This is a genomic window from Heyndrickxia coagulans 36D1, assembly GCF_000169195.2.
GTDB classification, from domain to species: domain Bacteria; phylum Bacillota; class Bacilli; order Bacillales; family Bacillaceae_C; genus Weizmannia; species Weizmannia faecalis.
The window spans coordinates 2,621,379-2,645,169 of the sequence record NC_016023.1 but is presented as its reverse complement, the minus strand read 5'-3'; the positions used below and the strand labels follow the sequence as shown (position 1 = coordinate 2,645,169).

The 23,791-nt window shown below is 48.7% G+C and carries 22 protein-coding genes and 1 riboswitch; of the genes, 11 read left to right on the top strand and 11 right to left on the bottom strand.

Translation table 11 applies throughout. The annotated features are described in order from the left end of the window. Positions 1-388: 388 nt before the first annotated feature. Both BCOA_RS29750 and BCOA_RS29745 read right to left on the bottom strand, forming a co-directional pair. Positions 389-1,483, bottom strand: a complete 1,095-nt coding sequence (locus BCOA_RS29750) for a tetraprenyl-beta-curcumene synthase family protein (RefSeq protein ID WP_014097658.1) — start codon at positions 1,481-1,483, stop codon at positions 389-391. 10 nt (positions 1,484-1,493) lie between these two features. Continuing rightward, a complete protein-coding gene (locus BCOA_RS29745) occupies positions 1,494-2,300 on the bottom strand; it encodes an alpha/beta hydrolase (RefSeq protein WP_014097657.1) in 807 nt (268 codons plus the stop codon). A 158-nt stretch (positions 2,301-2,458) separates the two neighbouring features. On the opposite strand from BCOA_RS29745, the gene BCOA_RS29740 reads away from it, so the two are divergent. After that, positions 2,459-2,974 carry a gamma carbonic anhydrase gene (locus BCOA_RS29740; protein WP_014097656.1) on the top strand — a complete coding sequence of 172 codons (516 nt, stop codon included), beginning with the start codon at positions 2,459-2,461 and terminating at the stop codon, positions 2,972-2,974. Between the two features lie 370 nt (positions 2,975-3,344). Here BCOA_RS29740 and asnB read toward each other — a convergent pair whose 3' ends face one another. Together asnB and metK are read right to left on the bottom strand one after the other, a co-directional pair. Next, positions 3,345-5,243 (bottom strand): asparagine synthase (glutamine-hydrolyzing), encoded by a 1,899-nt coding sequence (gene asnB / locus BCOA_RS29735; RefSeq protein ID WP_014097655.1) that lies wholly within the window; start codon positions 5,241-5,243, stop codon positions 3,345-3,347. 230 nt (positions 5,244-5,473) lie between these two features. Further along, entirely contained in the window at positions 5,474-6,685 is a 1,212-nt protein-coding gene (metK, locus tag BCOA_RS29730; protein WP_014097654.1) for a methionine adenosyltransferase, read from the bottom strand. Positions 6,686-6,830: 145 nt separating this feature from the next. Further along, a riboswitch (SAM riboswitch) is annotated at positions 6,831-6,979 on the bottom strand. Between the two features lie 170 nt (positions 6,980-7,149). On the opposite strand from metK, the gene pckA reads away from it, so the two are divergent. Next, positions 7,150-8,739 carry a phosphoenolpyruvate carboxykinase (ATP) gene (gene pckA / locus BCOA_RS29725; RefSeq protein ID WP_017550244.1) on the top strand — a complete coding sequence of 530 codons (1,590 nt, stop codon included), beginning with the start codon at positions 7,150-7,152 and terminating at the stop codon, positions 8,737-8,739. A gap of 150 nt (positions 8,740-8,889) precedes the next feature. Here pckA and BCOA_RS29720 read toward each other — a convergent pair whose 3' ends face one another. The 3 genes from BCOA_RS29720 to BCOA_RS29710 all read right to left on the bottom strand — a co-directional run bounded on the left by BCOA_RS29720 (position 8,890) and on the right by BCOA_RS29710 (position 11,364). Next, positions 8,890-9,279 (bottom strand): DNA mismatch repair protein MutT, encoded by a 390-nt coding sequence (locus BCOA_RS29720; protein WP_014097652.1) that lies wholly within the window; start codon positions 9,277-9,279, stop codon positions 8,890-8,892. A gap of 483 nt (positions 9,280-9,762) precedes the next feature. Next, on the bottom strand, positions 9,763-10,806 hold the full coding sequence (locus BCOA_RS29715; protein ID WP_258435304.1) for a DUF2584 family protein: 1,044 nt from the start codon (positions 10,804-10,806) through the stop codon (positions 9,763-9,765). A gap of 15 nt (positions 10,807-10,821) precedes the next feature. Beyond that, the gene (locus BCOA_RS29710; protein ID WP_014097650.1) at positions 10,822-11,364 is read right to left on the bottom strand and encodes a flavodoxin family protein; all 543 of its coding nucleotides are present in this window, start codon (positions 11,362-11,364) and stop codon (positions 10,822-10,824) included. Between the two features lie 217 nt (positions 11,365-11,581). Between BCOA_RS29710 and gntK the strand changes: the two genes are divergently transcribed. The 4 genes from gntK to BCOA_RS29690 all read left to right on the top strand — a co-directional run bounded on the left by gntK (position 11,582) and on the right by BCOA_RS29690 (position 16,709). Then, positions 11,582-13,117, top strand: a complete 1,536-nt coding sequence (gene gntK / locus BCOA_RS29705; RefSeq protein WP_014097649.1) for a gluconokinase — start codon at positions 11,582-11,584, stop codon at positions 13,115-13,117. A gap of 981 nt (positions 13,118-14,098) precedes the next feature. Further along, positions 14,099-15,106 (top strand): ABC transporter substrate-binding protein, encoded by a 1,008-nt coding sequence (locus tag BCOA_RS29700; protein WP_014097648.1) that lies wholly within the window; start codon positions 14,099-14,101, stop codon positions 15,104-15,106. A gap of 39 nt (positions 15,107-15,145) precedes the next feature. After that, positions 15,146-15,916 carry an ABC transporter ATP-binding protein gene (locus BCOA_RS29695; protein ID WP_014097647.1) on the top strand — a complete coding sequence of 257 codons (771 nt, stop codon included), beginning with the start codon at positions 15,146-15,148 and terminating at the stop codon, positions 15,914-15,916. Next, the gene (locus tag BCOA_RS29690) at positions 15,903-16,709 is read left to right on the top strand and encodes an ABC transporter permease (RefSeq protein ID WP_014097646.1); all 807 of its coding nucleotides are present in this window, start codon (positions 15,903-15,905) and stop codon (positions 16,707-16,709) included. Before BCOA_RS29695 ends, BCOA_RS29690 begins: the two co-directional genes overlap by 14 nt. A gap of 638 nt (positions 16,710-17,347) precedes the next feature. Here the strand turns inward: BCOA_RS29690 and ytkD are convergent. Beyond that, on the bottom strand, positions 17,348-17,809 hold the full coding sequence (ytkD, locus tag BCOA_RS29685; protein ID WP_014097645.1) for an RNA deprotection pyrophosphohydrolase: 462 nt from the start codon (positions 17,807-17,809) through the stop codon (positions 17,348-17,350). A gap of 168 nt (positions 17,810-17,977) precedes the next feature. Here ytkD and BCOA_RS29680 point away from each other — a divergent pair, with 168 nt between their 5' ends. After that, positions 17,978-18,226, top strand: coding sequence for a DUF6154 family protein (locus BCOA_RS29680; protein WP_013860030.1), 249 nt, complete (start codon positions 17,978-17,980; stop codon positions 18,224-18,226). 72 nt (positions 18,227-18,298) lie between these two features. Here BCOA_RS29680 and BCOA_RS29675 read toward each other — a convergent pair whose 3' ends face one another. Continuing rightward, entirely contained in the window at positions 18,299-18,748 is a 450-nt protein-coding gene (locus tag BCOA_RS29675) for a Dps family protein (protein ID WP_014097644.1), read from the bottom strand. Positions 18,749-18,864: 116 nt separating this feature from the next. Here BCOA_RS29675 and yidD point away from each other — a divergent pair, with 116 nt between their 5' ends. The 4 genes from yidD to BCOA_RS34790 all read left to right on the top strand — a co-directional run bounded on the left by yidD (position 18,865) and on the right by BCOA_RS34790 (position 20,551). After that, positions 18,865-19,101, top strand: a complete 237-nt coding sequence (yidD, locus tag BCOA_RS29670) for a membrane protein insertion efficiency factor YidD (RefSeq protein WP_013860032.1) — start codon at positions 18,865-18,867, stop codon at positions 19,099-19,101. 100 nt (positions 19,102-19,201) lie between these two features. Next, the gene (locus tag BCOA_RS34795; RefSeq protein WP_014097643.1) at positions 19,202-19,321 is read left to right on the top strand and encodes a DUF4021 domain-containing protein; all 120 of its coding nucleotides are present in this window, start codon (positions 19,202-19,204) and stop codon (positions 19,319-19,321) included. 119 nt (positions 19,322-19,440) lie between these two features. Next, the gene (locus tag BCOA_RS29665) at positions 19,441-20,331 is read left to right on the top strand and encodes a metal ABC transporter solute-binding protein, Zn/Mn family (protein WP_014097642.1); all 891 of its coding nucleotides are present in this window, start codon (positions 19,441-19,443) and stop codon (positions 20,329-20,331) included. A gap of 61 nt (positions 20,332-20,392) precedes the next feature. Then, the gene (locus BCOA_RS34790; protein ID WP_014097641.1) at positions 20,393-20,551 is read left to right on the top strand and encodes a DUF1540 domain-containing protein; all 159 of its coding nucleotides are present in this window, start codon (positions 20,393-20,395) and stop codon (positions 20,549-20,551) included. Positions 20,552-20,879: 328 nt separating this feature from the next. Here the strand turns inward: BCOA_RS34790 and menC are convergent, their stop codons facing one another. Continuing rightward, positions 20,880-21,983: an o-succinylbenzoate synthase gene (gene menC / locus BCOA_RS29660; protein ID WP_014097640.1), complete on the bottom strand. Its 1,104-nt coding sequence runs from the start codon at positions 21,981-21,983 to the stop codon at positions 20,880-20,882. After that, entirely contained in the window at positions 21,980-23,434 is a 1,455-nt protein-coding gene (locus BCOA_RS29655) for an o-succinylbenzoate--CoA ligase (protein ID WP_014097639.1), read from the bottom strand. The genes menC and BCOA_RS29655 overlap by 4 nt, the downstream gene beginning before the upstream one ends. Positions 23,435-23,791: the final 357 nt, after the last annotated feature.

Below are 23,791 nucleotides of genomic sequence, written 5' to 3'. Positions count from 1 at the left end.
TGGCTTTTTCATGTCATTCCCAAAAGCGATAACATATGCGCCGGCTACGAACAGCTGCCTTTTTCAATCGCATATGAATCTGACCGGGTTCTGGATTATGCAAAGCCCGCCTTTTTTCATGCCATTCAAAAAGCGATAACAAAAGGGCCGGGTACGAAAAGCACGCCTTTTCTCATTGCCTTTGAAAAACGGTAACAACGGGGCCGGGTACGAAAGCCCGCCTTTTTTAATCGTATATGAACACGGCCGGCTCTTGAATGATGCAAAAAGTCCGGCCGGAAAAAGCCACATTGCTCCGGTTTCCTCAACCAGACAACCATCCGCCTTTTCTAAAAACGGCAACAAAGGGGCCGATAAAATCTGCCCTTTCCCGTTGCCACCAGCCGGCTCATTTTACTATTGTTTTTGCCAGGCTGGCCGGGATCATGTTTTTGATGGCGCGGTACATTTTTCCGTTAAAATAAAAGAATAAACTGATCGAGCCGGCAAATTTGATCATTTTCCGCGACAATTTCTGAACGCTCCGCTGCTTCTTCACCTTTTCATCTGACAAATAAACAGCCAAAAGCCCCCGGTTAATCAGTTTATGAAATTTTTCATTTGGGAGTCGGGCCGTATGTTTATCCGCCTCCTGCAAAAAATGCTTCAGCCGTTTAAACAGCTCTTCTTCGCTCGGGTAATAAAAACAAAAATTCAAGTCTCCGCCTTTTTTGTCTTCGTCCTGGTCGATAAAATAATCCAGCAGAATATGCAACCCCTGAATATAAGGAAAATACCCGTCACGGATGATTGTCGCATATTCAGGGCGGAAATCGTCCCGGAGCGCGTAGGAAACAAGGCAGAAAATCCCGAGGGTCGAGCCGGAACAGGCGGAAAACTCATACCATTCCATATCTGGAAAATCCGGCTTGTAGCGCAAAAACCATTCCTTTAGCCGCGGCACCCGTTCCTCTACGCGCACATGTTTATGTACTTGCAGATCCGAATAATAACGGCAAAGTTCCAGCAAATAAGGTTGAATGGCTTTATATTGAGGGATGCGGCTCAACACAACCTGGCATGTCCGCACGAGTTCATGCAAATAACCACCGTCATCCTGGTCCAGTCGGTAACGGTAATAATTTTTCAACGGTGCGCCGACTGTAAGCGCATCGGACATGGACTCGTGCAGTGCTCGGAAATCAACCGGGTCAAGCGATGTGCTGCGGTCGCATAGATTATCAAGATAGTCGCTGATCGTCTGGTAAGCGACAATAAACCGAAAAGCCGCTGTCCGCTCTTCCATTGCCAAAAGGCCGAGGATCGATCCGCCTTCACAGTGAAACGTTTTATGTTGAATGCTGGCGAGCGCCTGTGTCTTTAATTCATCATTGGGAATCTGGCGTGCCTTTTCCCGCCAGTAATGGAGTTCACGGTGGACAGCCGGCATCACCCGGCGGTAAACTTGCGCCATTAATGAGATCGGATAGGATGGAATTGTCACAAGCGTCACCTCATTCTAATATATAGCCTAACGTGCGGAGCCGGTTTTCCACAAAATTTTTCGCATAAAGGAAAACATCTTCCCTTTCCGGTTCATTGAAAATTTCATGGTAGCATTTCGGCCATTCTTTGTATAATTTTTCGGACACGGAAGTTTGGTTAAACCAATTTACGACAGCCCCCTTGTCCACAATTTTGTCATTCCCGGCCTGCATGACAAGAAACGGGACGTCCGGCAGCCGTACGGTATCCATCTGTGCCTGCCGCATCGCTGCGAGCAGCTCACGGTACCAGCGGACAGATACTTTTGTCAGCATCAATGAATCGTTGACCGCCTGCATTTGAATATCCTTATTCCGCGTTGCCATTTGCACGGTCAGCGGGCTGTTAAAGCGGAGGCCCGGGGCAATCCGGTTTAACCCGATCGAAAGCAGGCCGAGCAGCTTTGAAGGATACTGGACAAGCCCAAGGCACGGCGAGGAAAGAATAACCCCCGCGATTTTCAGATGTTCCTGCTCAAGCAGCCGGATGACCGCCAGCCCGCCCATGCTGTGACCGAGGAGAAAAATCGGGAGGTCGAACTGATAGGCTGCCGTCACCCACTCTTTTATCTCTGTTGTATATTCATCAAAGGAATCAATATGCCCCCTTTTTGCTCTTGATGTCATCCCATGACCGGGAAGATCGCCCATCACGACATGATAGCCGCTTGATCTCCACATCTCAATTAGCCAGCTGTAGCGGCGGTGATGTTCCATCGCGCCATGAACTATGACGATGACTGCTTTTGGGTTTTCATCTGCTTCCCATTTCCACATGTTCCTGCCTCCTTCAAAACCTGCGAAACCATCCTGCTTTTATTTTACCCATAATCCTTCTGTTCTGAAAAACATATGCCATTTTTAACCCGATTTATTCACAATTTATTCCCAATTCTTTAAGATAAAAGAAAAGATCAAAACAGGAGGGTATGAATATGATTTATGCTTACAATGGAAAAACCCCTTTGATTGCGCCAACTGCTTATATTGCTGACAATGTGACCGTTACGGGGGACGTTGAAATCGGCGATGAATCCGGCATCTGGTTTGGAACCGTTATCCGCGGCGATGTCGCACCGGTAAAAATCGGACAAAAGGTAAATGTCCAGGATAACTGCGTCCTGCACGAAAGCCCGCAAACACCGCTCATACTGGAAGATGAAGTGACGGTCGGCCACCAGGTAATTTTACATAGCTGCCATGTTCGGACAAAAGCTTTGATCGGCATGGGTTCAATTATTCTTGACGGCGCCGAAATCGGGGAAGGCGCTTTTATTGGCGCCGGCAGCCTTGTAACGCCCGGGAAAAAGATTCCTCCGCATACGCTTGCGTTCGGCCGCCCGGCAAAAGTGATCCGTGAACTTACCGAAAAAGATATCCAGGACATGCGCCGCATCGTCCGCGAATATGCCGAAAAAGCACAGTACTATAAAAATTCCGTCGGGCGCTGACAAAGGTTACCGGCGGGGACAAAAATAACGCCTTCTTTAAAAGCATCGGCAGCCGCACTGTTTTAAGCCGCAAACAAGCGAAAAAATGAACAAAAAAAGCCATGCTGCGAACCGGGATAAATGCAAAGCTTACCAGGCATATACGAAAAAAGCGTTATACGATAAAGGGGCCTGCCCCCGTTTCCGATTACACGGAAGCGGGGCCAGACCCCCCTTTTTTGTCCCAGCTTTCTTACTGTGAAACGCTGAACGAACACCGGACCATTTCACAATTCCATCCCCTTTTGAAGACGGAAAAACCTCCTGTCCGCTCATTTTGCGGACAACTTTACCCGGTTATTTTCCCGATTGTGAATCGATTTTTTGGAGATTACAGCGAAGCGCCGGCAAGCCGCCCTTGTGCGCCTTTTTGGAAATCGTACTTGTCTTCCATATACACGGCATGCCAGAGCATGAAAATGAGCACGGTCCAGATTTTCCGGCTGTAATCGAGCTTGCCTGCACAATGGTCTTCCAAGAGCTTCAGTACATATTGTTTGTTGATGATGTCATCGGTCGGGCTCGTTTTGATGATCTCTGCCGCCCAATCATGCATTTCATCTTTCAGCCAGTGGCGGATCGGGACCGGGAACCCGAGTTTTTTCCGATTCAGCACATGTTCCGGCACAATGCCTTCTGCCGCTTTACGCAAAACATACTTCGTTGTGTTATGAGACGTTTTTAAGCTCGCCGGAATTTGCGAAGCGACCCGGAACACTTCTTTATCCAAAAACGGCACACGCAGTTCAAGTGAATGGGCCATCGTCATCCGGTCCGCCTTCAGCAAAATATCGCCGCGCATCCACGTATGGATATCGATATATTGCATCCGGTTAACCGGATCATAGCCTTTTGTTTCATTGTACAGCGGCTTTGTGATGTCACGGTAGTCAAGGCTGTTGTTATAAGTCAACAGCAAGTCGCGTTTTTCTTCTTCGGTGTACATTTTCGCATTGCCAATATAACGGTCTTCCATTGGCGTGACGCCGCGTTCGATAAAGCTTTTTCCTTTTACCCCTTCCGGCAACACTTTCGCCAAAGCTTTCAAAATAGATTTTCCGGCAGCCGGAATTTTATCAAAAACTTCAAGCGACTGCGGTTCACGGTAAATATTATAGCCGCCGAACAATTCATCCGCGCCTTCGCCAGACAGAACAACGGTCACGTACTTTCTTGCTTCACGCGCCACAAAATAAAGGGGCACACAGGCAGGATCTGCGAGTGGATCGTCCATATGCCAAATGATTTTTGGCAGTTCTTTCATGTATTCTTCCGGCGTGATCACATAGCTGATATTTTCAACCCCGAGTTTTTCCGCCGTTTCTTTGGCCACATCAATTTCGCTGTAGCCGTCGCGTTCGAAGCCGACGGAGAATGTTTTAATGCCCGGATGGAACTGTTTTGCAATCGATGCCGTAATCGAGGAATCGATCCCACCCGACAGGAATGCGCCAACCGGTACATCGCTGCGCATATGGACTTTCACCGAATCAATCATTACGTCACGCACTTCTTGAATAAATTCGTCCTCGCTTTTATGAACCGGGTGGAAGGATGCTTTCCAATATCGTTTGATTTCCATCGGTTTGCCAATTTTTTTCACAAAATAATGGCCCGGTTCAAGTTTCCGGATGCCTTTTGTCATGGTGAAAGGTTCGGGCACAAATTGGTAGGTTAAATAATATTGGACAGCATCATAATTCAGTTCTGGTTTTTCCATGGCAAGCAAAATGCTTTTCTTTTCAGAACCGAAATACATTTTATCGCCGTCTTCATAATAGAAGAACGGTTTAATACCGAACGGGTCACGCGCGCCGCACAGCGTTTGTTCCTGCTTATCCCAGATCGCAAACCCGAACATCCCGCGCAGGCGTCCGATTGCTTTTTCGCCGTAACGGCTGTACATGGCAAGAATGACTTCCGTATCCGAATTCGTTTCGAATGTCATCCCTTCTTTAATCAATTCTTCACGTAATTCAACATAGTTATAAATTTCGCCATTAAAAATAATCCAGTACCGTTCGTTTTCGTATGTTAAAGGCTGGTGCCCCGCCTCGATATCGATAATGCTCAGGCGCCTGAAACCGAACTGGATATGCTCGTCTTCATAAAAGCCTTCATCATCCGGGCCGCGGTGCTCAATCATATGATTCATCTGTTTAAACTGTTGCCTGTCTTCGTCTGATAATGTAACGGGATGGTCATGGACGCAGCCAATAAATCCGCACATGTAAAAAGTCACCTACTTCATTTCGATATACTCTATTGTAAATTTATTTCTTTAAAAAACAAATGCATTTCCGCCAAAATTTGACGGCCAAATTCTGCACATGTAATATAGTTTAGCATGTTTTCCGCCAGTTTGCAGGGTTTTTGTTAAAAATGAGGCAAACAGGATTCCTTATTCCCGCCGTTTTATGAAAAAGAGCGGCCTGTATACCAGGCGCGCTCTTTTTCCTATTATTTTCCGATATGATTGCGGGCGAATTCGTTCAACGCCCCGGCTTTGTCCGTTTTTTCCCAAGGCACATCCAAATCATCGCGGCCGAAATGCCCGTACGCAGCGATCTGCCTGTAAATCGGACGGCGCAAGTCGAGCATTTTGATAATGCCGGCCGGGCGCAGGTCAAAATGAGCTTCGACCGCCTCGATCAGCACTTTTTCCGGCACTTTTCCGGTCCCAAACGTATCGATGGAAATAGAAACGGGCTTCGCCACCCCGATCGCATACGCAAGCTGTACCTCGCATTTTTCCGCAAGGCCTGCCGCAACAATATTTTTCGCAACATAGCGGGCGGCATAAGCAGCGGAACGGTCCACTTTCGTCGGGTCTTTCCCGGAAAATGCGCCGCCGCCGTGCCGGGCATAGCCGCCGTACGTGTCGACAATGATTTTGCGGCCGGTCAGCCCCGCATCCCCTTGAGGGCCGCCGATGACAAAGCGGCCGGTCGGATTAATCAAATACTTTGTATCCGCATCGAGCAAGTGTGCCGGCACAACCGGTTCAATGACGTATTTTTTCATATCTTCCTGGATTTGTCCGGCGCTTGTGTCAGGATCATGCTGCGTTGAAATGACAATCGTATCAATCCGGGCAGGCTGGTTGTTCTCGTCATATTCAACTGTCACCTGTGTCTTTGCATCCGGGCGCAAATACGGGATCACTTCTTGTTTGCGGAGTTCAGCAAGACGGCGGGCAAGCTTGTGGGCAAGCGAAATGGGAAGCGGCATCAGCTCTTCTGTCTCATTGCAGGCAAACCCGAACATCAGGCCCTGGTCGCCGGCTCCGATTGCCTCAATCTCTTCGTCGCTCATCCCGCCTTCGCGGGCTTCCAAAGCCTGGTTAACGCCGCGCGCAATATCTTCGGACTGTTCGTCAATCGATGTCAGCACCGCGCAGGTTTCCGCATCAAACCCGTATTTCGCGCGCGTATAGCCGATCTCTTTAATGGTCTTGCGCACCACTTTCGGAATATCCACATATGTATTGGTGGAAATTTCCCCCGTGACGAGCACGAGCCCTGTTGTGACGGAAGTTTCACAGGCAACGCGGGCATTCGGGTCTTTTTCTAAAATGGCATCCAAAATGGCATCGGAAATCTGGTCGCAAATTTTGTCCGGATGGCCTTCCGTCACCGATTCCGATGTGAACAAATGCCGTCCTTTTAACATCCGCTTTTCCTCCTTATATGGTTACATATTGGAAACGGTACTCATACCCTAAACTCGATTCATTTCATGTACAAAGCCAAAAATAAAAACCTTCCCCATTCATCATGAGTGGAAAGGTTTTGACTTCAATCAATCGCGCCTTTCACTCTTATCGTTCAAGGAAACAATCCTTGCTGCAGGTTAGCACCTTTGCCTGGAAGTCAAGCGGCAGCTGCGTTGCGAGCGCATTGCCTGTTCCAGAGGCGGGTTGCTGGGTTTCATCGGGCCCGTCCCTCCACCAGCTCGGGATAAGAGTATCCGTTCAAAGTAAAATCATACGCAATTTAGCAGGCGCTGTCAATGATTTTTTCGCCCTTCTCCCCTTTGTCCTCTGCATTTTTCCCGGAAAAAAGTATGTAATAAACGGATGAATATGTTATACTGATATCGTTTAAAGTGAAATAAGTTATTCAAAGGGGCGGTTTATGAAAATGGATCTGATTGGCGCTTCTGACGATTTAAAGTTTTTGTTGTCGGGGGAAAACGTACGCATGCAGCTTTCCGTGCCACAATTAATGGAAAAAATTATCGAACGGAAAGAAGCTGTACTGACAACGGAAGGGGCCATTTCTGCTGCAACAGGAAAATATACAGGAAGGTCACCGAAAGATAAATTTATTGTCGTCGACTCCGAATCAAAAGACCGTGTCGACTGGGGCAAAATCAACCAGCCGGTTTCTCCCGGCGTGTTCAACAGGCTTTATGAAAAAATGGTCCGGCATTTAAAAGGGAAAGACGAAATTTTTGTGTTTAAAGGTTTTGCGGGTGCCGATCCAAAAAGCCGCCTTCCGATCCAGACCGTGAATGAGTTCGCCTGGCATAATTTATTCGCGCATCAATTGTTTATCCGGCCGGATGCGGAGGAGCTCTATCAACACGATGCGCAATTTACGATTCTTTCCGCGCCGCTGTTTAAGGCAGACCCGGCGCTTGACGGCACGCATTCCGAAGCGTTCATCATGATTTCACTTGAACGCCGGATAATTTTGATCGGCGGGACGGAATATGCAGGCGAAATGAAAAAAAGCATTTTTTCCATCATGAATTACTTGCTGCCGCAAAAAGGCATCCTTCCCATGCACTGCTCCGCCAATACTGGGAAAAACGGCGATACGGCCCTGTTTTTCGGCTTGTCCGGGACCGGGAAAACGACGCTTTCCGCCGATCCGGAGCGCGCACTTATAGGGGACGATGAGCACGGCTGGTCCGACAGCGGTGTCTTCAATATTGAAGGCGGATGCTATGCAAAGTGCATCGGGCTTACGGAAGAAAAAGAACCACAAATTTACCAGGCGATCCGTTTTGGGACCGTACTTGAAAATGTGGTCGTAGATCCGGTGTCCCGCAAACCGCAATATGACAACAATGCACTGACGGAAAATACAAGGGCTGCTTACCCGATTGAAAACATCGGCAATATTGCCCGCTCCGGCATGGCCGGCCATCCGTCAACCATTATATTCCTAACGGCCGATGCGTCCGGTGTCCTGCCGCCGATCAGCAGGCTGACAAAAGAGCAGGCCATGTACCATTTCTTAAGCGGTTACACTTCTAAACTGGCCGGTACCGAACGCGGCGTCACGCGCCCGGAAGCCGTGTTCTCCACTTGCTTCGGCGCGCCGTTTTTGCCGCTTGAGCCCGCCGTTTATGCGGAAATGCTCGGCGAGAAAGTTGACAGGCACAACGTCCAGGTATTTCTTGTCAATACCGGCTGGACAGGCGGCCCGTACGGAACCGGTTCCCGCATGAAATTAAGCGATACGCGCGCCATGGTCCGGGCTGCGATAAACGGCAAACTGAAAGATACCGAAACACGGCAGGATGATATTTTCGGGCTACACATCCCGGTTCATATTGAAGGGGTGTCAGATGACGTCCTTTATCCGGCAGATACATGGACGGACAAGCAGGCTTACCGTGAAAAAGCGTTCGAACTAGCAGCCCGGTTCAAAGAAAATTTCCGGCAATTTTCGGTGCCGGATGACATTGAAAAACTCGGCGGCCCGCTTATATAAGCATAAGCGAGAAACCGCATTTTAAATTAAAATGAGACTCCAATTAAATTGTGGTCTGCTCATTTCTGCAAAAGCGGAAACGCTGCAGCAACCCGAAAGGTTACGGCGAGTACCAAGGGTCTGCTCATTTAAGCAAAAGCGGAAACCTAGTTAAAACCAGGTACTTGTCTGGACGGCGCTGATTCCTTCCTGCACTGCCCATTGATGGTGGGCACCGGCCATTTTTTCCACAGCCTCGTGAAGGTTGAGCCATTCCAAGTTATGGCTTCCTTTGCGGGGCTGTTCCCATTTTCCTAAATAAAACAGGCCTTCATCCATGGACCGCGCGCCCGTTTCCTGTGCCGCTTTGCCTAAAAAGCCCGCGATTTCAAGTTCCGCGCCGACTGTCCGCATCAGGCAGGCAAGTTCAGACTCCCCGCGGCTGATTTCCCCACCCGGCAGCCTGTAGCCGCTGCCCGATGGCACCACCCCGACTTTTTCTTTTTTCGCATCAAAAATGACGGCATATGCGCCGCAAGCTTTTTTGTAGTCCGTTTCCATCTTTGGACTTCTCCTCCTTTTTCAAGCAAATGCGGAAGGCCGGCCCTTTACCTCAAGTATTCGATTCTGGCGGGAGTAGCTGCCAGCCTTTTTAAATCGCTGCGACCAGTTCTCTTTTCCAGTTTTAGAAGCCGGCCTCTCTTCCGATTAGTATTTTCAATCCTGCCCATTTCATCCCGAAGAACCAGGCTGGCGGCACACTTGCAAGACGTGTTGCGTTCGCCAATATTCCTGTCCACACCGGTCTAGGCCCAGTTGAAAAATTTTAGCAGTTCCATTCACCAATACTCCGGCACCACTCCCGCCGGATCCGTTCTTTCTCCGCGCTACCCGCAAGCTGGTTCAGTTCCGTTCACAAGGCATTGCCCTTTGGCCGAATTCCGGCGTTCTCCGCAAGACCAGCCAGGCATTACACTTGTAAAATTCCCTTCCGCCCGTCCTGATAAACTAAACAGGCGCCGCGGACCATGGTGCGGCGCCTGTTTAATTCGGCGTGTTCAAAGAAACCAATTCATAGTGAACGATCGTTGTATTGTTTTCCCATTCCAGTTTGCGGATGACAGCGCTTCCGCTCGGCCCGTGTTCCTTCTTTTTCCGGATTTCAACCGGCGTATCAAGCGGATACACGCAGTATCCCGGTTGTTTTAGCAAAAAGAGGTTTTGCTCAATACGCTCTTCTTTTCCGTTCGTCACGAGCATCGTATCGAGTTCCATCGGCATTCCCATTCGGCTCACCTCCGTCGTTGCTTCTATTGTATCATGTGCGGAATGCCTTTTCATCCAAACGCTGGCAGCATGGACAATCCGCCGGTTTACAGGCGGCGGGAAATGGTGGCCAAGTTCCGGAAAATACCATGTTTCAACCGATTTTCCAAGCTGTTTGAGACCGTGTTCGAGACGTATGGCGTGTTCCACGGACACATTTTGATCCTTCTCCCCATGGATGACGAGAACGGGGCAACCGATTTGCCCGAGCTTGTACAGTGGCGTCCGCACCCGGTACCGTTCCGGATATTTTTCCGGCGTGCCCCCGATCACGCGCTTCATCATTTTTCTTAAATCGACCCGTTCCGCATAACAAAGCGCAACATCCGAAACGCCACCCCATGTGACAATAGACGCGGCAGGCCGTGCTTCCGCGGTGCCGAGTGCCATGATGCCGCCGCGGGAAAATCCGAAAACGTGGACACGCCCGCTCACCCGCTCATGCTCCATTAATACGTCAAAACCAAAATACGCATCATGCATATCGTCTCCGCCAAAGTCTTCATCGCCTTCCCCGCCCCAGTTGCCGCGGTAAAAAGGCGCGAAAACGATAAACCCTTCCGACGCAAACTCGCCGATTCGCGCCGGCCGCACCATCCCGACGCTTTTGATGCCGCCGCGTAAATATAAAAACCCGTCATAAACGCGCCCGTCATCCGGCTCTGCCAGCAACCCTTTCACTTTCAGGCCGTCCGACCAGTATGTTACAAGATACATGCGCACATGCGGATTCGGGGACGGAAAAAGCTGCTTTTCGATCACGGTCTTCAAATTGCATCACCTTTTCAGTGCTTCGTTTAATTGATCCGCTGCAAAGATTGCCTCTTTATCTTGTACAATATCGCCGGGTTTATTGCCTTCTCCAAGAATGTAACCGTCAAAACGCATGCCTAAAAAGTCAAAAATATATGCAAACTGCTGAATCAGCGGCAGCCCTTTGACACGCGGCATATCCCCGCCGACTGCAATCACATAAATTTTTTTCTCCGCCATTCTTTTTTTAAAATCCGGAAACTGCGGATCCCGCAACGTTTGCGACCAGCGATCGATGAAGTTTTTCATCAGCCCCGACATCCCGTACCAGTAAATCGGCGTTGCAAAGATAATCGTATCGCACATGAAAATATGCTGGATGAGAATGCTATAATCATCCTCCACTTTTGAAAACCCTGAATCCGTATGGCGCTTGTCTTCGATTGGAAGAATATGCGCATCTTTCAAATAGAAGCGCTCCACATGCATGCCTTCCACTGCCCGCTCTGTCAGCATCTCTGTATTGCCGCGCGGGCGCGAACTTCCGTAAATCACTGCAATCGTCATGGCTGTACCCTCTTTTATCCATTTACTTTTACTTTCTATGTTAGTATGTCGGCCGCAGCCTTCGCCTGTCAAGCAATTCGGATTCCAGCGATTTTCCAAAAAACTTTTAAAACCCGTCCAGTTTCAGTTAAAATAAAGGTATTGGAAAAAATTAAAAAAACGCTGAACTGTAAACCATTTTGAAGCAACAGGTTCATAAAAAGGAGATTGACTTTTAATGACCTATTATTTAGGCGTAGATATCGGTACAACAACAACAAAATCTGTTTTATTCGGCGAAAAAGGGAAAGTCATCAGCATGCACCATGCAGGCTATCCGCTTTACAGCCCATCCCCTCAGGTCGCCGAGCAAAATCCGGATGAAATTTTCCGTGCTGTCATTGACTCGATGAAAACAGCGATCGTAAAAAGCGACATTGATCCTTCCGAAATAAAACTTGTTTCGTTCAGTTCCGCGATGCACAGCTTGATTGCAGTGGACAAAGACGGAAAACCGCTAACCAACTGCATTACTTGGGCGGACGCACGCGCGGCAAAATGGGCGAAAAAAATAAAGGATGAATGGCACGGCCAGGACATTTACAGGCGGACCGGCACCCCTATCCATCCGATGTCCCCCCTTTCCAAAATCACATGGCTCCGCCACGAGGAACAGGAGCTGTTCAAAAAAACGTTCAAGTTTATCGGCATTAAAGAGTATATTTTTTACCGCTTTTTCGGGCAGTATGTCGTCGATTATTCGCTTGCCTCTGCGACCGGCCTTTTTAACCTCCACGACCTGGACTGGGACAAAGAGGCGCTACATGTGGCCGGCATTACAGCGGACAAGCTGTCAAAACCTGTGCCGACGACCTTTTCCCTCACCGGGCTTGCGCCGGAATATGCGGTCGAAACCGGCATTCCGCAAGACACGCCGTTTGTTGCCGGCGCAAGTGACGGGGTGCTTTCAAATCTTGGTGTGAATGCAATCGACCCCGGTGTTGTCGCGATCACGATCGGGACAAGCGGCGCGATCCGGACCGTTACCGACAAACCTGTGACCGATCCAAAGGGAAGGATTTTCTGCTATGCATTAACGGAAAACCACTGGGTCGTTGGCGGGCCGGTCAATAACGGCGGCATGACGTTCCGGTGGGTGCGCGATGAACTGGCCGCAGCTGAAGTCGAGACGGCAAAACGGCTCGGCATTGATCCGTATGAAGTGCTGACGAAAATTGCCGCCCGTGTTGCCCCGGGATCGGACGGACTCATCTTTCATCCGTACCTGGCCGGCGAGCGCGCACCCATTTGGAACGCGGATGCAAGGGGCTCGTTTTTCGGCCTTGGCCTGCACCATAAACGCGAGCATATGGTCCGCGCCGTGCTGGAAGGCGTGATTTATAATCTCTATACGGTCATGCTGGCGCTTCAGGAAATGATCGGCATTCCGAAAAAAATCCAGGCGACCGGCGGCTTTGCCCGCTCCGATTTGTGGCGGCAAATGCTCGCTGATATTTTCAACCAGGAAGTCGTCGTGCCGGAAAGTTTTGAAAGCTCCTGCCTCGGGGCGATCGTCCTCGGCATGTACGCGCTCGACGAAATAGATGACTTCTCGGTTGTCTCCGACTGGATCGGCGCCACGCACACCCATCGCCCGATTCCGGAAAACACTGCGGTATACGAAGAGATCCTCCCAATTTACATCCGGATCTCCCGCCTGCTTGAAGGGGAATACACCAACATTGCCGCATTTCAGCGAAAATGGGTAAAATAACACACACGTAATGGTGAAAACAAAGACACACATGGATTTGATAGGGCCGCCATTTGCTTTTGTTCATTCTGCAAATGGCGGCGTTTTTTGTAAAACTAGGCCGCCCACTTTGCGAGATCCAATTCGCAAATGGGGGCGTTTTTCCCAAAACCCGTTCGTTCGCTTTGCAAGATCCAATTCGCAAATGGTGGTGTTTTTCGCAAAAACAGTTCGTCCGTTTTGCCTTTAGAAAGACACAGTGTGGGGGTGTATGGAAGACAACCATTCCGCTTTAAAATTTGCGAAGGACCTGGGTTGCAAATAGGGATTGCTGAATAAGCAAAATTCCTAGATTTAGCAAGAATGCTGACAGCTTTGGCATTTATAAAAAATGCAGGGAAAAGCTTGCACTTGAAACGCGCCCTACGTGAAGGAAGGCCGTCAATTTTACGCACTTTCTTAACGTAGACGCGCTCTATGTGAAGAAAGAGACTCGTTTTTGCTTGCTTCCTTAACGTAGACGCGCTCTATGTGAAGAAAGGCCTTCATTTTTCCGTGCTTCCTTAACGTAGACGCTCTCTATGTGAAGGAAGCGCCTCGTTTTTCCACGCTTCCTTAACGTAGATGCACTCTATGTAAAGGAAGCGCCTCGTTTTTCCGCGCTTCCTTAACGTAGATACTCTCTATGTGACGGAAGACCTTCATTTTTCCGCGCTTCCTTAACGTAGACGCTCTCTATGTGACGGAAGACCTTCATTTTTCCACGCTTCCTTAACGTAGATGCACTCTATGTGAAGAAAGGATGTCAATTTTCCTCGCTTTCTTAACCTAGACGCCCTCTATGCCCCGGCATCCGGCTGGTCTCCAGTACTGTCATCGTTTTTATCATAAGCTCTCTTCTCTTCCCCTAACCCGGCAAAATAAATTTTTAATTGATTAGGCGTTCACACAATCAGCGCCCGCGGCATAGGCTGTAAAAAAGCCCAATGAGGAGGTTGCATGATGAAAAAGTGGCTCAAATCCGGATGCACGCTTCTGCTTGCCGCATTGCTTGCATTCAGTTTAAGCGCGTGCGGCAGTATCGGTTCAAAGAAAAAAGCATTGCAGAAAGTACGGGTTGCCGAAGTGACACGCTCCGTCTTTTACACTCCGCTTTATGTCGCGCTTGAAAAAGGATATTTCAAAGAGGAAGGGCTTGATATTAAGCTGACCACCACATGGGGCGGGGATAAAACGATGACTGCCCTGCTTTCAGGGGGAACCGATATTGCGCTCGTTGGATCGGAAACGTCCATCTATGTATACAAACAAAAAGCGGCAGACCCGGTTATCAATTTCGCACAGCTGACGGCGACAGACGGAACATTTCTCGTCTCGCGCAAAAAAATCGACCATTTTTCGTGGGATATGCTGAAAGGCACCACTTTTCTCGGCCAAAGGAAAGGCGGAATGCCGCAAATGGTCGGCGAGTTTGTCCTGAAAAAGCACGGTATTGACCCGCACAAAGACACGAAGCTGATCCAAAACATCGATTTTGCCAATGTCGCTAATGCTTATGCATCCGGAACGGGGGATTTTGTCCAGCTGTTTGAACCGACCGCATCCACAATGGAAAAAGAAGGAAAGGGTTATATTGTGGCTTCTTTCGGCAAAGAGTCCGGCGAAGTGCCGTACACGACCTTCATGGCAAAACAAAGCTATTTGAAAGAGCATGAAAAAACAGCGGTGAAATTTGTCCGCGCCCTGCTAAAGGCCGGAAAATGGGTGCAAAAAACCGATGCGGAAACGGTCGCAAAAACGGTTCAGCCTTATTTTAAAGACACGAAAACTGATATGCTCGCCTCCTCCATTGAACGGTACCGCAGCCAGGGCTCGTTCAGTAGCGATATGATTTTAACCAAAAGCGGCTGGAACACGATCCAGGACATCATGAAAGAAGCCGGAGAACTCGACCATACTGTGCCGTACGACAAACTCGTCAACGCATCGATTGTGAAAAAGGCAAAATAACGGAAAGGGGGTGCGCCCCTCTTCAGGCGGGCAGCACAAATGCATTTTTTGACCGTACAAAACGTCAATCACACCTATTTTACGGCAAAACAGGCCACAAAGGCGCTTGAAAACATTTCGTTTCAAATGGAAGAAGGCGAGTTTGTCTCGCTTTTGGGCCCGAGCGGCTGCGGAAAAACAACGCTGCTTTCGATTCTTGCAGGGCTTCTGCAACCGACTGCGGGGATTGTGCAGATTGACGGCAAATTACCAGGTTCCCGGCAATCTTCCATCGGCTATATGCTGCAGCAGGACTATTTGTTTCCGTGGAAAACAATTGAAGAAAACATCATGATCGGGCTGAAATTGGAAAAACGGCTGAATCCGGAGTCAAGAAAACATGCTCTCGGGCTTTTACAAACGATTGGCCTTGCCGGCACCGAAAAGCAATACCCGCGCCAACTTTCGGGAGGAATGCGGCAGCGGGCGGCACTTGTGCGGACGCTCGCGGTCGATCCGAAAATCCTGCTGCTGGATGAACCGTTTTCCGCCCTTGATTTTCAGACGAAGTTAAAACTGGAGGACCTGGTATTTGACACACTGAAGCAATTCCATAAAACAGCGGTGCTTGTCACGCACGATATCGGCGAAGCGATTGCGATGAGCGACCGGATCCTGCTGTTGGCATCAAAACCCGGCAGGCTCTATAAAATTTTTGACGTGCCAACAGAGCTGCGCCGCCTCCGCCCGTTTGAAGCGCGAAGCCAAAAAATTTATTCCGAACTTTTTAATGACATATGGAAGGAGCTGGAGTCCCTTGAAAACAGCTGAAAATACGGCGCTCTGGCATGAAGATTACCTCGCCGCAATGCGCAAAGAAAAACGCCGGGTTCGCTTTTTCCAGCTTTTCATTTTAATTGTCTTTTTCTGCCTATGGGAAGTGGCGAGCCGCCTGCATTGGATTGACCCGTTGATTTTCAGCTCCCCATCCAAAGTGTGGGCGTTATTGGTGGCAAAGTTGGAAGACGGCTCGCTTTACGTCCATTTGGGAATCACCGTTTTTGAAACCGTCATGGGCTTTATCCTCGGGACTGTGCTCGGCGCGGCACTTGCCGCCGTTCTTTGGTGGTCGCCGTTTTTATCGAAGATTCTTGACCCGTATCTCGTCGTCCTGAACGCCATGCCGAAAGTAGCGCTCGGGCCGATTTTAATTGTCAGCATGGGCCCGGGATTTTCTTCTATTGTTGCCATGGGTGTCATTATTTCCGTCATTGTGACGACGATTGTGATTTATACGGCGTTCCGGGATGTCGACCCAAATTACACGAAAGTGCTGCACTCGTTCGGCGCCTCCCGCTTGCAAGTGTTCCGGGAAGCCATTTTTCCGGCATCGATTCCTGTGATCATTTCCACGTTGAAAGTCAATGTCGGGCTTGCATGGGTTGGAGTCATTGTCGGCGAGTATCTCGTATCTTCAAAAGGGCTCGGCTACATGATCATCTATGGTTTCCAGGTGTTTAATTTTACGCTCGTCATGCTTTCGATGATCCTGATTGCCATTGTGGCAACGATCATGTACCAACTTGTCGGCTGGTTGGAGAAAAAGCTGGTAAAAGACAGATGAGGCAGGTAAGCTGTTCTGGTATAGCATCTTAGCGTAGACGCGCTCTATATGAAGGAAGCGGCCGTTTTTGCCGACGTATCTTAATGTAGACGCGCTCTATGTTAAGGAACTCCTTCTTTTTTGTTTGCTTCCTTAACGTAGACGCACCCTATGTTAAGATACGCCTTCTTTTTTCCATGCTTCCTTAATGTAGACGTGCTCTATGTTAAGGAACTACGTCTTTTTTTCACGCTTCCTTAACGTAGACGCATCCTATGTTAAGAAACATTTTCTTTTTTTCACGCTTCCTTAACGTAGACACGCCCTATGTAAAAAAACAATGTCTTTTTTGCTCGCTTCCTTAACGTAGACGCGTTCTATGTTAAGGAACTACGTCTTTTTTGCTCGCTTCCTTAACATAGACGCGCCCTATGTGAAGGAACATCTTCTTTTTTTCACGCTTCCTTAACATAAACGTGCCCTATGTTAAGGAACATCTTCTTTTTTTCACGCTTCCTTAACATAGACGCGCCTTATGTGAAGATACGGATACCTTCACCGAGATTCACGCTATGTTAAAAAAGGCCCCAATCACCCCGAAATCTTAACGTTTGCGAGATTTCCGTTTAACCCGAGAAACTTCCTGCTGCTTTTTCTTATTATTCGACGTGTCTGAGCGCTGTTTCGACAACCCCGTCTTTCATGAGAAAACTGAATGACGAGGACTGCAATTTTCCAACAAGATCGCCTTCCACAAGCACAGGTCCATCCGTTTCCAAATAGTCGTGTTTGGTTTCAAGCCGGCCGATGTCCGCGTAAAAAACCGCCTTCACAAACGGCCCGCGCACCTGATCATCGACGCAGTATTCCCCGATATATTGAAGGTTTTCCGGAATGCCGCCCGTTTCTTCATACAGCTCGCGTTCAGCCGCTTCTCGGACCGTCTCGCCCGCTTCCCTTTTTCCGCCCGGAAATTCGAGCCCCCGCTTCGGATGCCTTGTCAAAAGCCAGTTTCCACGGTACCGGGCGAGCACAAGCACATGCTGCGGCTCTATAGGAAAAGCATTTTTTTCAAAAATAAATGTAACTGGATTGCCGTTCAAATCTGTAAACCGATACATCAAATCCCTCCTGTTCTTCATTATACGGCAACCGGGTGCAAAAATTGGCGAAATTTTTCTTGAAACCCGTTGCATTTTTCGAGGTACATCGCGTGAAAATAATCATAAAATGTTTAAAAGGGCCCCATTGCGGATAGTGAATAAGAAATGAATAAAGGAGGAGACGGCATGAGGCTAGTCGATGAATTGTTTGAGCTGTACCGGGACCGGCTGACGGGGGATGAAGAAGATTTGGACGCCATTTCTGCAGCGGTCGTCGAAAATTACAACCGGAAAGACCTGCTTGGGATTGTGCGCGAAATGAGCACGGCCGAACTGGAACATTTTATCGGATTATACATACTGGAGACACTGAAAGATAAATTTTCCGATTACGCAGGCTTTGATGCTTACCCGACAACAAAATATTTGCAGTAATAAAGGCTGTTCCGCTTTGGCGGGACAGCCTTTATAGCGGGGGCCGGCTCCATTTGACCTCCCACTTTTGCGTTACCGTCTTCCAAGAAAGGCGTTCAGCATCCAAATGTTTTTATCGAGCGTTTCCTGGATGTTGATAAACATGTCGGCGGTTGCGTCATCGCCAATCCTGTTGGCAAGCCCGATCGCTTCCTCCAATTCTTTCGCGATCATCGCAAAGTCATTGGCAGTCCCCTGTACCATTTCCTCCGTGCTCTCATTGCCGCTTGCTTCCTGTACCGATGACAATTCAAGGCTTCCTTTCAATGTCGCTACCGGATTGCCGTTTAAAGCGAGAAGACGTTCAGCCAGTTCATCGAGATAGTCATTTGCAAGATTGTACAATTCCTCAAATTTGGCGTGAAGGCTTAAAAAATTCGGTCCCTTCACATACCAATGGTAGTTGTGCAATTTTGTATAAAGCACTGTCCAGTTGGCAACCTGCTTATTTAAGATTTCCATCAATTGTTCGTTTTCTGCCATGTTTCATCAACCTCCTGCTTTGTTTGTACCCTTTTCCCGGGCCTTCAAACACCCAATCATATGTTGCACATCTTTTTTGAAAACATGCTAAAATAAACGAAGAAAGGGGCAGATCGATGCTGAAGTTCATTTTTATTAAATTGATCCGTTTTTATCAACTTGCGATTTCCCCGCTGTTCCCGCCAAGCTGCCGGTTTCAGCCGACCTGCTCGAATTACGGGCTTGAAGCGGTAAAACGGTTTGGCGCACTACGCGGCGGCTACCTGGCAATCAGAAGAATTTTAAAATGCCACCCATTCCATGCCGGCGGGTACGATCCCGTTCCGGACCAGTGGCCAGTGAAAAAACATTGAACACCATTCGGTTGCTACTCCGCCGTACCGATGAAAAAACAACCCCTCCTCCGTATACGTTTCCCATTTCCGGAAAACGCTACAGGTGGAGGTGTTTTTTATGGAAGAGAAAAAAGAGCAGCAAAAAAAGAGCGGCGATTTCGGCGCTGATCCCGACGAACAGGCCATAAACGGCGATTACGGTATGCTTGAAACCGAAGAAGAAGACAAAAAAGATTAAGGGGCAGCATTTGCTGTCCCTTAAAAATTTTTCTTGCCATATGAAGCGGAGTTTAGTAATATATTTTTTGTGAGTAAATCGTAATCATTACGAATTAAAAAAGAAAGGAATCGTCCGCTTTGAAAAAACTTTTTCCCGTACTGCTCGCTTTTACCATGCTATTTGTTACGGCATGTGCAAACAAACAGGAAAGCAAGCAGGATCATAAAATTTCGGTCTATACCACCGTCTATCCACTGGAATACGTTACACAGCAAATCGGCGGGAAGTATGTGTCGGTTAAAACGATTTATCCGCCGGGCACGGATGAACATACATACGAACCGTCACAGAAAGATATCCTGAAGCTCGCCGATTCCGACTTTTTCTTTTACATCGGGCTCGGGCTTGAAGGCTTTGCGAATAAGGCGAAACAAGTGCTCGAAGGCCAGAATGTGAAAATGATGGCGCTCGGGGACCGGCTTCCTGTTCCGGATAAAACAAGTACGAAGGCCGATCCGCATGTCTGGCTCGACCCAATTTACGTCAAGCAAATGGCCGGCATGATTACAACACAACTTTCGAAAAAAATGCCGAAGCAAAAAACGTATTTCAAGAAAAATTACGCACAACTCGCAAAGAAACTGGATCAAGTCAATGCGGCATACAAACAGGCAGTTGAAAAGTCGGACAACAAAGAACTTGTCGTTTCCCATGCGGCATACGGCTACTGGGTAAAACGATATGGCATCAAACAAATTCCGATTGCTGGGCTCTCCACTTCGGATGAACCGTCGCAAAAACAGTTGGAAAACATCATCCAGAAAGTAAAACAAGACCATATTTCCTACATCGTATTTGAAAAAAATGTGCCTTCCAAAATTGCGAAAGTGGTCCAACAGGAAACGAATACAAAAGCGGTTTACATCCACCATCTTGGCGTCCGAACGAACGCAGAAATCAAAGCGCATAAAGATTACTTTACTTTGATGGACGACAATTTAAAAGCATTGGAAAAAGCTTTACAGTAATGGTTTGCCGCACGCTGCAAAAACTAGAAACGTACGACATGTTTTAAGGGAGGGTGTCCGGATGGCAAAAGATGTGTTATGCGAAGTCAGGAACTGTGTGTTCTGGGAGGAAGGCAATCTTTGTTCTGCCGAAGAAATTTACATCGTGAGCCATACAGGAACCCAGGCTGAAAACCAGCGGGAAACCGATTGTAAAACGTTTGAATCGATGTTTTCATGAAAATTGGCGTGAAGGGTCATTCCATTTATAAAACATTTGAATGAAAAAAAGCCTCGAGCGTCAGCCGTGTAGGATAATTTCATTTGTGAAATCGAAACTCAAGTGACGTTTGAATCGATGTTTTCACGAAAAAACATCGATTGTCCAGGTGTGAAAACTAAAATCCATGTTTTATGAAAAAATCAAGCGGGATTTCACAAAAAACATCGTTTGTCCCGGCGTGAAGATCGATTTCATATGTAAAATCGAAACTCGAGCGGGATTTCACTTATAAGACATTTGATTCGATGTTTTCATGAAAAAACTGCCGTCTTGTGCGGCAGTTTTTTCATATCGTTTCGGTATATGTCCGGGTTTTTTCCACATAGGCGCGGTCGATCTCAAACCCGGTTCCCGGTCTGTCCGGCAGGCGGATTTGGCCGTTTTCTACCGTGATTTCCGGCTCAATAATATCTTTTTCCCAGAACCGGCTGGATGAAGAAATATCGCCCGGAATCGTAAAGCCCGGCAAAGAGGCGAGCGCGAGGTTAAAGGCGCGCGATACGCCAAATTCGATCATGCCGCCGCACCAGACCGGAATGCCACGGGAAGCACAAAGGTCATGCAGCCGGATCGCCGGATAAAGCCCGCCGACCCGCCCAATTTTAATATTGAGCACCCGGAAGCTGCCGAGCCGGAGCGCGCTTTCCGCATCATGGTATGTTACGATGCTTTCATCCAGACAAACCGGCGTCTCCAGCTGCTTTTGCAATGCCGCGTGCTCCACAATATCATCGGCGGCAAGCGGCTGTTCAATCATCAGGAGCCCGTACCGGTCGAGCCTTTTCAAATCCGGCGCGTCCGCCAGCGTGTAAGCGGAGTTCGCATCTGCCATTAGCGCGAGATCAGGAAATGCATGCCGGATTTCGCGGATAAACGCTTCATCATGGCCGGGCTTGATTTTGACTTTCACCCTTTTATAACCTTCATCAACAAATGCCGCGATTTGCCGGAGCGCTTCCGCTGTATCATGGCTGCCGACCGCAACGCCGGCATCTACATAGTCCCGCGCACCCCCGATTAACTGCCAAAGCGGCTTTTGCTTTTTTTTCGCATACAAATCCCATATAGCCGTTTCGATTGCTGCTTTTGCCATATGATTGCGCCGGACGGATTGGAACCGGCCGCTCACTTCTTTTGGGTGTGCAACCGGCTTTTCCCGAAGAAGCGGGACGAGTACATCTTTCAGCATGTGAAAGCATGTCTGCACCGTCTCTTCTGTATACCAGGGGGTTGAAAATGCAACAGCTTCCCCGAAACCGGTCACCCCGTCATTGTCTGTCACCTCAAGCAGGATCGCTTCCCGCTCCGTTACTTTTTCGAGCGCATTTTCAAATGGAGACTTAAGCGGCATTTTGATCACAGAAAGCGTTACTTTTTCAATCCCGATCATGACGGCAGCAGCTCCAGCAGTTTCCTGCGCACCAACTTATTCGATGCATTCCGCGGCAGCGCGGGAACGGCATACACTTTTTTCGGGATTTTAAATTTTGCGAGCCGCGTTTCGCAAAAAGCCTGCAGCTCCCTTTCCTGGACTGCCCTTTTTGTGACAATAAACGCAGCCGGCACCTGGCCCCATTTCTCATCCTCCACGCCGATAACCCCGGCTTCAAGAATATCCGGATGGGCAAGGAGCACCTCTTCAATTTCAGCGGGATAAATATTTTCGCCGCCGGAGATGATCAGATCGGAGCGCCGGTCCAGTACGTATAAAAAGCCTTCATCATCCAGATAACCAATATCGCCGGTGAAAAACCAGCCGTCCCGGAAACTTTTCTGGTTTGCATCCGGGCGGTTCAGATAACCGATTGTCACGTTCGGACCTTTTACCGCAATTTCTCCGTGCTCAAACGGACCGCACACTTTGCCATCGGAAACGATCCGGATTTGCGCTGGGAATAACGGTTTCCCCGCTGACCCGATTTTTCGCAGGCTGTCTTCAGGCGCAAGCGTCACGGTTTGCGAAGCCGTTTCGGTCATGCCGTATGACTGGAAAACCGGGATATTCTTTTCAGCACACGCTTCAAGCAGCGGGCGCGGCGCCGGCCCCCCGCCGAGCAGGAGACAGCGGAAGTTCGGATGAAGGCGCTCTTGCCCGAGTTCACGAAGCAAACGCTGCAGCATGTTGGTCACAACCGACATCGTTGTAATGCGGCCGGACTTCAGCAGTTTGGCCGTCTCTTTTTCATCGAATTTTTCCATTAAATAAACCGTCATACCATAAAAAACAGAGCGCATCAGGATCGAAAAACCGCTGATATGAAAAAGCGGCACTGCGCACAGCCACGTATCGTCTTCCCGCACGCCGAGATTGAGCGCAGAACCGGCGGCGCTCCACCAGTGGTTGCCGTATGTTTGCAGGACGCCTTTTGGTTTGCCGGTTGTGCCCGATGTGTACATGATCGAGCAAACATCCTCGAGTCCAAACTCCACACGTTCTTCGTATCCTGCAGCCGGCAAACCGTCAAGCGCTTCGCTTTGGATCACTGTTGCTGTTTCGTTTAACACTTCTGCTTTTTCCCGGAACGATTTTTCTGTAATCAGCCATTTCGCCCCGCTGTCGGTGAGCTGGTACTGCATTTCCGCCGGTGTTAAACGGTGGTTAAGAAAAAGGGTGCGGACACGGAGCTGCTGCAGCGCATGGAGAATGACCACCGTTTCCGCGCGGCTGTTTAAAAGGACCGCTGCCGTATCTTCCGCCTGCATGCCGCAGCCGGACAGCTTCCGTGCCGTTTCTTTCGCCTTTTCGTACAGCCCGGCAAACGTCAGGCTTGTACCTTGACTGATGAGCGCAATCCGGTTCGGCGTTAAATACGCGCGCTGTTTTAAAAAATTGGGTAGCATAACATCACCTGGTAAAAATCTATTTTGGACATGCCACTTTTGCTTTTTCAACAGGACAGGTTATCCCTGTCCAATGCAAAATCGTCTTTTAAAAGCGCCTTAAAGGACATTACGGGCTTCTTTACTTGCGGAATTGTCCTTTTGAACCTCTTTAAAGGACAATTTGTGCTTTGTTTCTCCCTGAAATGTCCTTTTGAATCCCTGTAAAGGACAGTTTACGCTTCGTTTCTACCTGAATTGTCCTTTTGAACCCTTCTAAAGGACATTTTGCTTTTTGTCTCTCCCTGAATTGTCCTTTTGGAACACGCTAAAAGACAATTTGACCTTTGTCAGTTGCCGAAATGTCCTTTTGAATCC

Coding starts and splice junctions, on each gene's coding strand:
- BCOA_RS29745 (WP_014097657.1), bottom strand. CDS start 2,300: ATGTGGAAATGGGAAGCAGATGAAAACCCAAAAGCAGTCATCGTCATA.
- BCOA_RS29675 (WP_014097644.1), bottom strand. CDS start 18,748: ATGGCAGAAAACGAACAATTGATGGAAATCTTAAATAAGCAGGTTGCC.
- BCOA_RS34795 (WP_014097643.1), top strand. CDS start 19,202: ATGGAAGAGAAAAAAGAGCAGCAAAAAAAGAGCGGCGATTTCGGCGCT.
- BCOA_RS34790 (WP_014097641.1), top strand. CDS start 20,393: ATGGCAAAAGATGTGTTATGCGAAGTCAGGAACTGTGTGTTCTGGGAG.
- BCOA_RS29680 (WP_013860030.1), top strand. CDS start 17,978: ATGAGGCTAGTCGATGAATTGTTTGAGCTGTACCGGGACCGGCTGACG.
- gntK (WP_014097649.1), top strand. CDS start 11,582: ATGACCTATTATTTAGGCGTAGATATCGGTACAACAACAACAAAATCT.
- asnB (WP_014097655.1), bottom strand. CDS start 5,243: ATGTGCGGATTTATTGGCTGCGTCCATGACCATCCCGTTACATTATCA.
- ytkD (WP_014097645.1), bottom strand. CDS start 17,809: ATGTATCGGTTTACAGATTTGAACGGCAATCCAGTTACATTTATTTTT.
- BCOA_RS29700 (WP_014097648.1), top strand. CDS start 14,099: ATGAAAAAGTGGCTCAAATCCGGATGCACGCTTCTGCTTGCCGCATTG.
- BCOA_RS29655 (WP_014097639.1), bottom strand. CDS start 23,434: ATGCTACCCAATTTTTTAAAACAGCGCGCGTATTTAACGCCGAACCGG.
- metK (WP_014097654.1), bottom strand. CDS start 6,685: ATGTTAAAAGGACGGCATTTGTTCACATCGGAATCGGTGACGGAAGGC.
- BCOA_RS29710 (WP_014097650.1), bottom strand. CDS start 11,364: ATGACGATTGCAGTGATTTACGGAAGTTCGCGCCCGCGCGGCAATACA.
- BCOA_RS29740 (WP_014097656.1), top strand. CDS start 2,459: ATGATTTATGCTTACAATGGAAAAACCCCTTTGATTGCGCCAACTGCT.
- BCOA_RS29695 (WP_014097647.1), top strand. CDS start 15,146: ATGCATTTTTTGACCGTACAAAACGTCAATCACACCTATTTTACGGCA.
- menC (WP_014097640.1), bottom strand. CDS start 21,983: ATGATCGGGATTGAAAAAGTAACGCTTTCTGTGATCAAAATGCCGCTT.
- pckA (WP_017550244.1), top strand. CDS start 7,150: ATGAAAATGGATCTGATTGGCGCTTCTGACGATTTAAAGTTTTTGTTG.
- BCOA_RS29720 (WP_014097652.1), bottom strand. CDS start 9,279: ATGGAAACGGACTACAAAAAAGCTTGCGGCGCATATGCCGTCATTTTT.
- yidD (WP_013860032.1), top strand. CDS start 18,865: ATGCTGAAGTTCATTTTTATTAAATTGATCCGTTTTTATCAACTTGCG.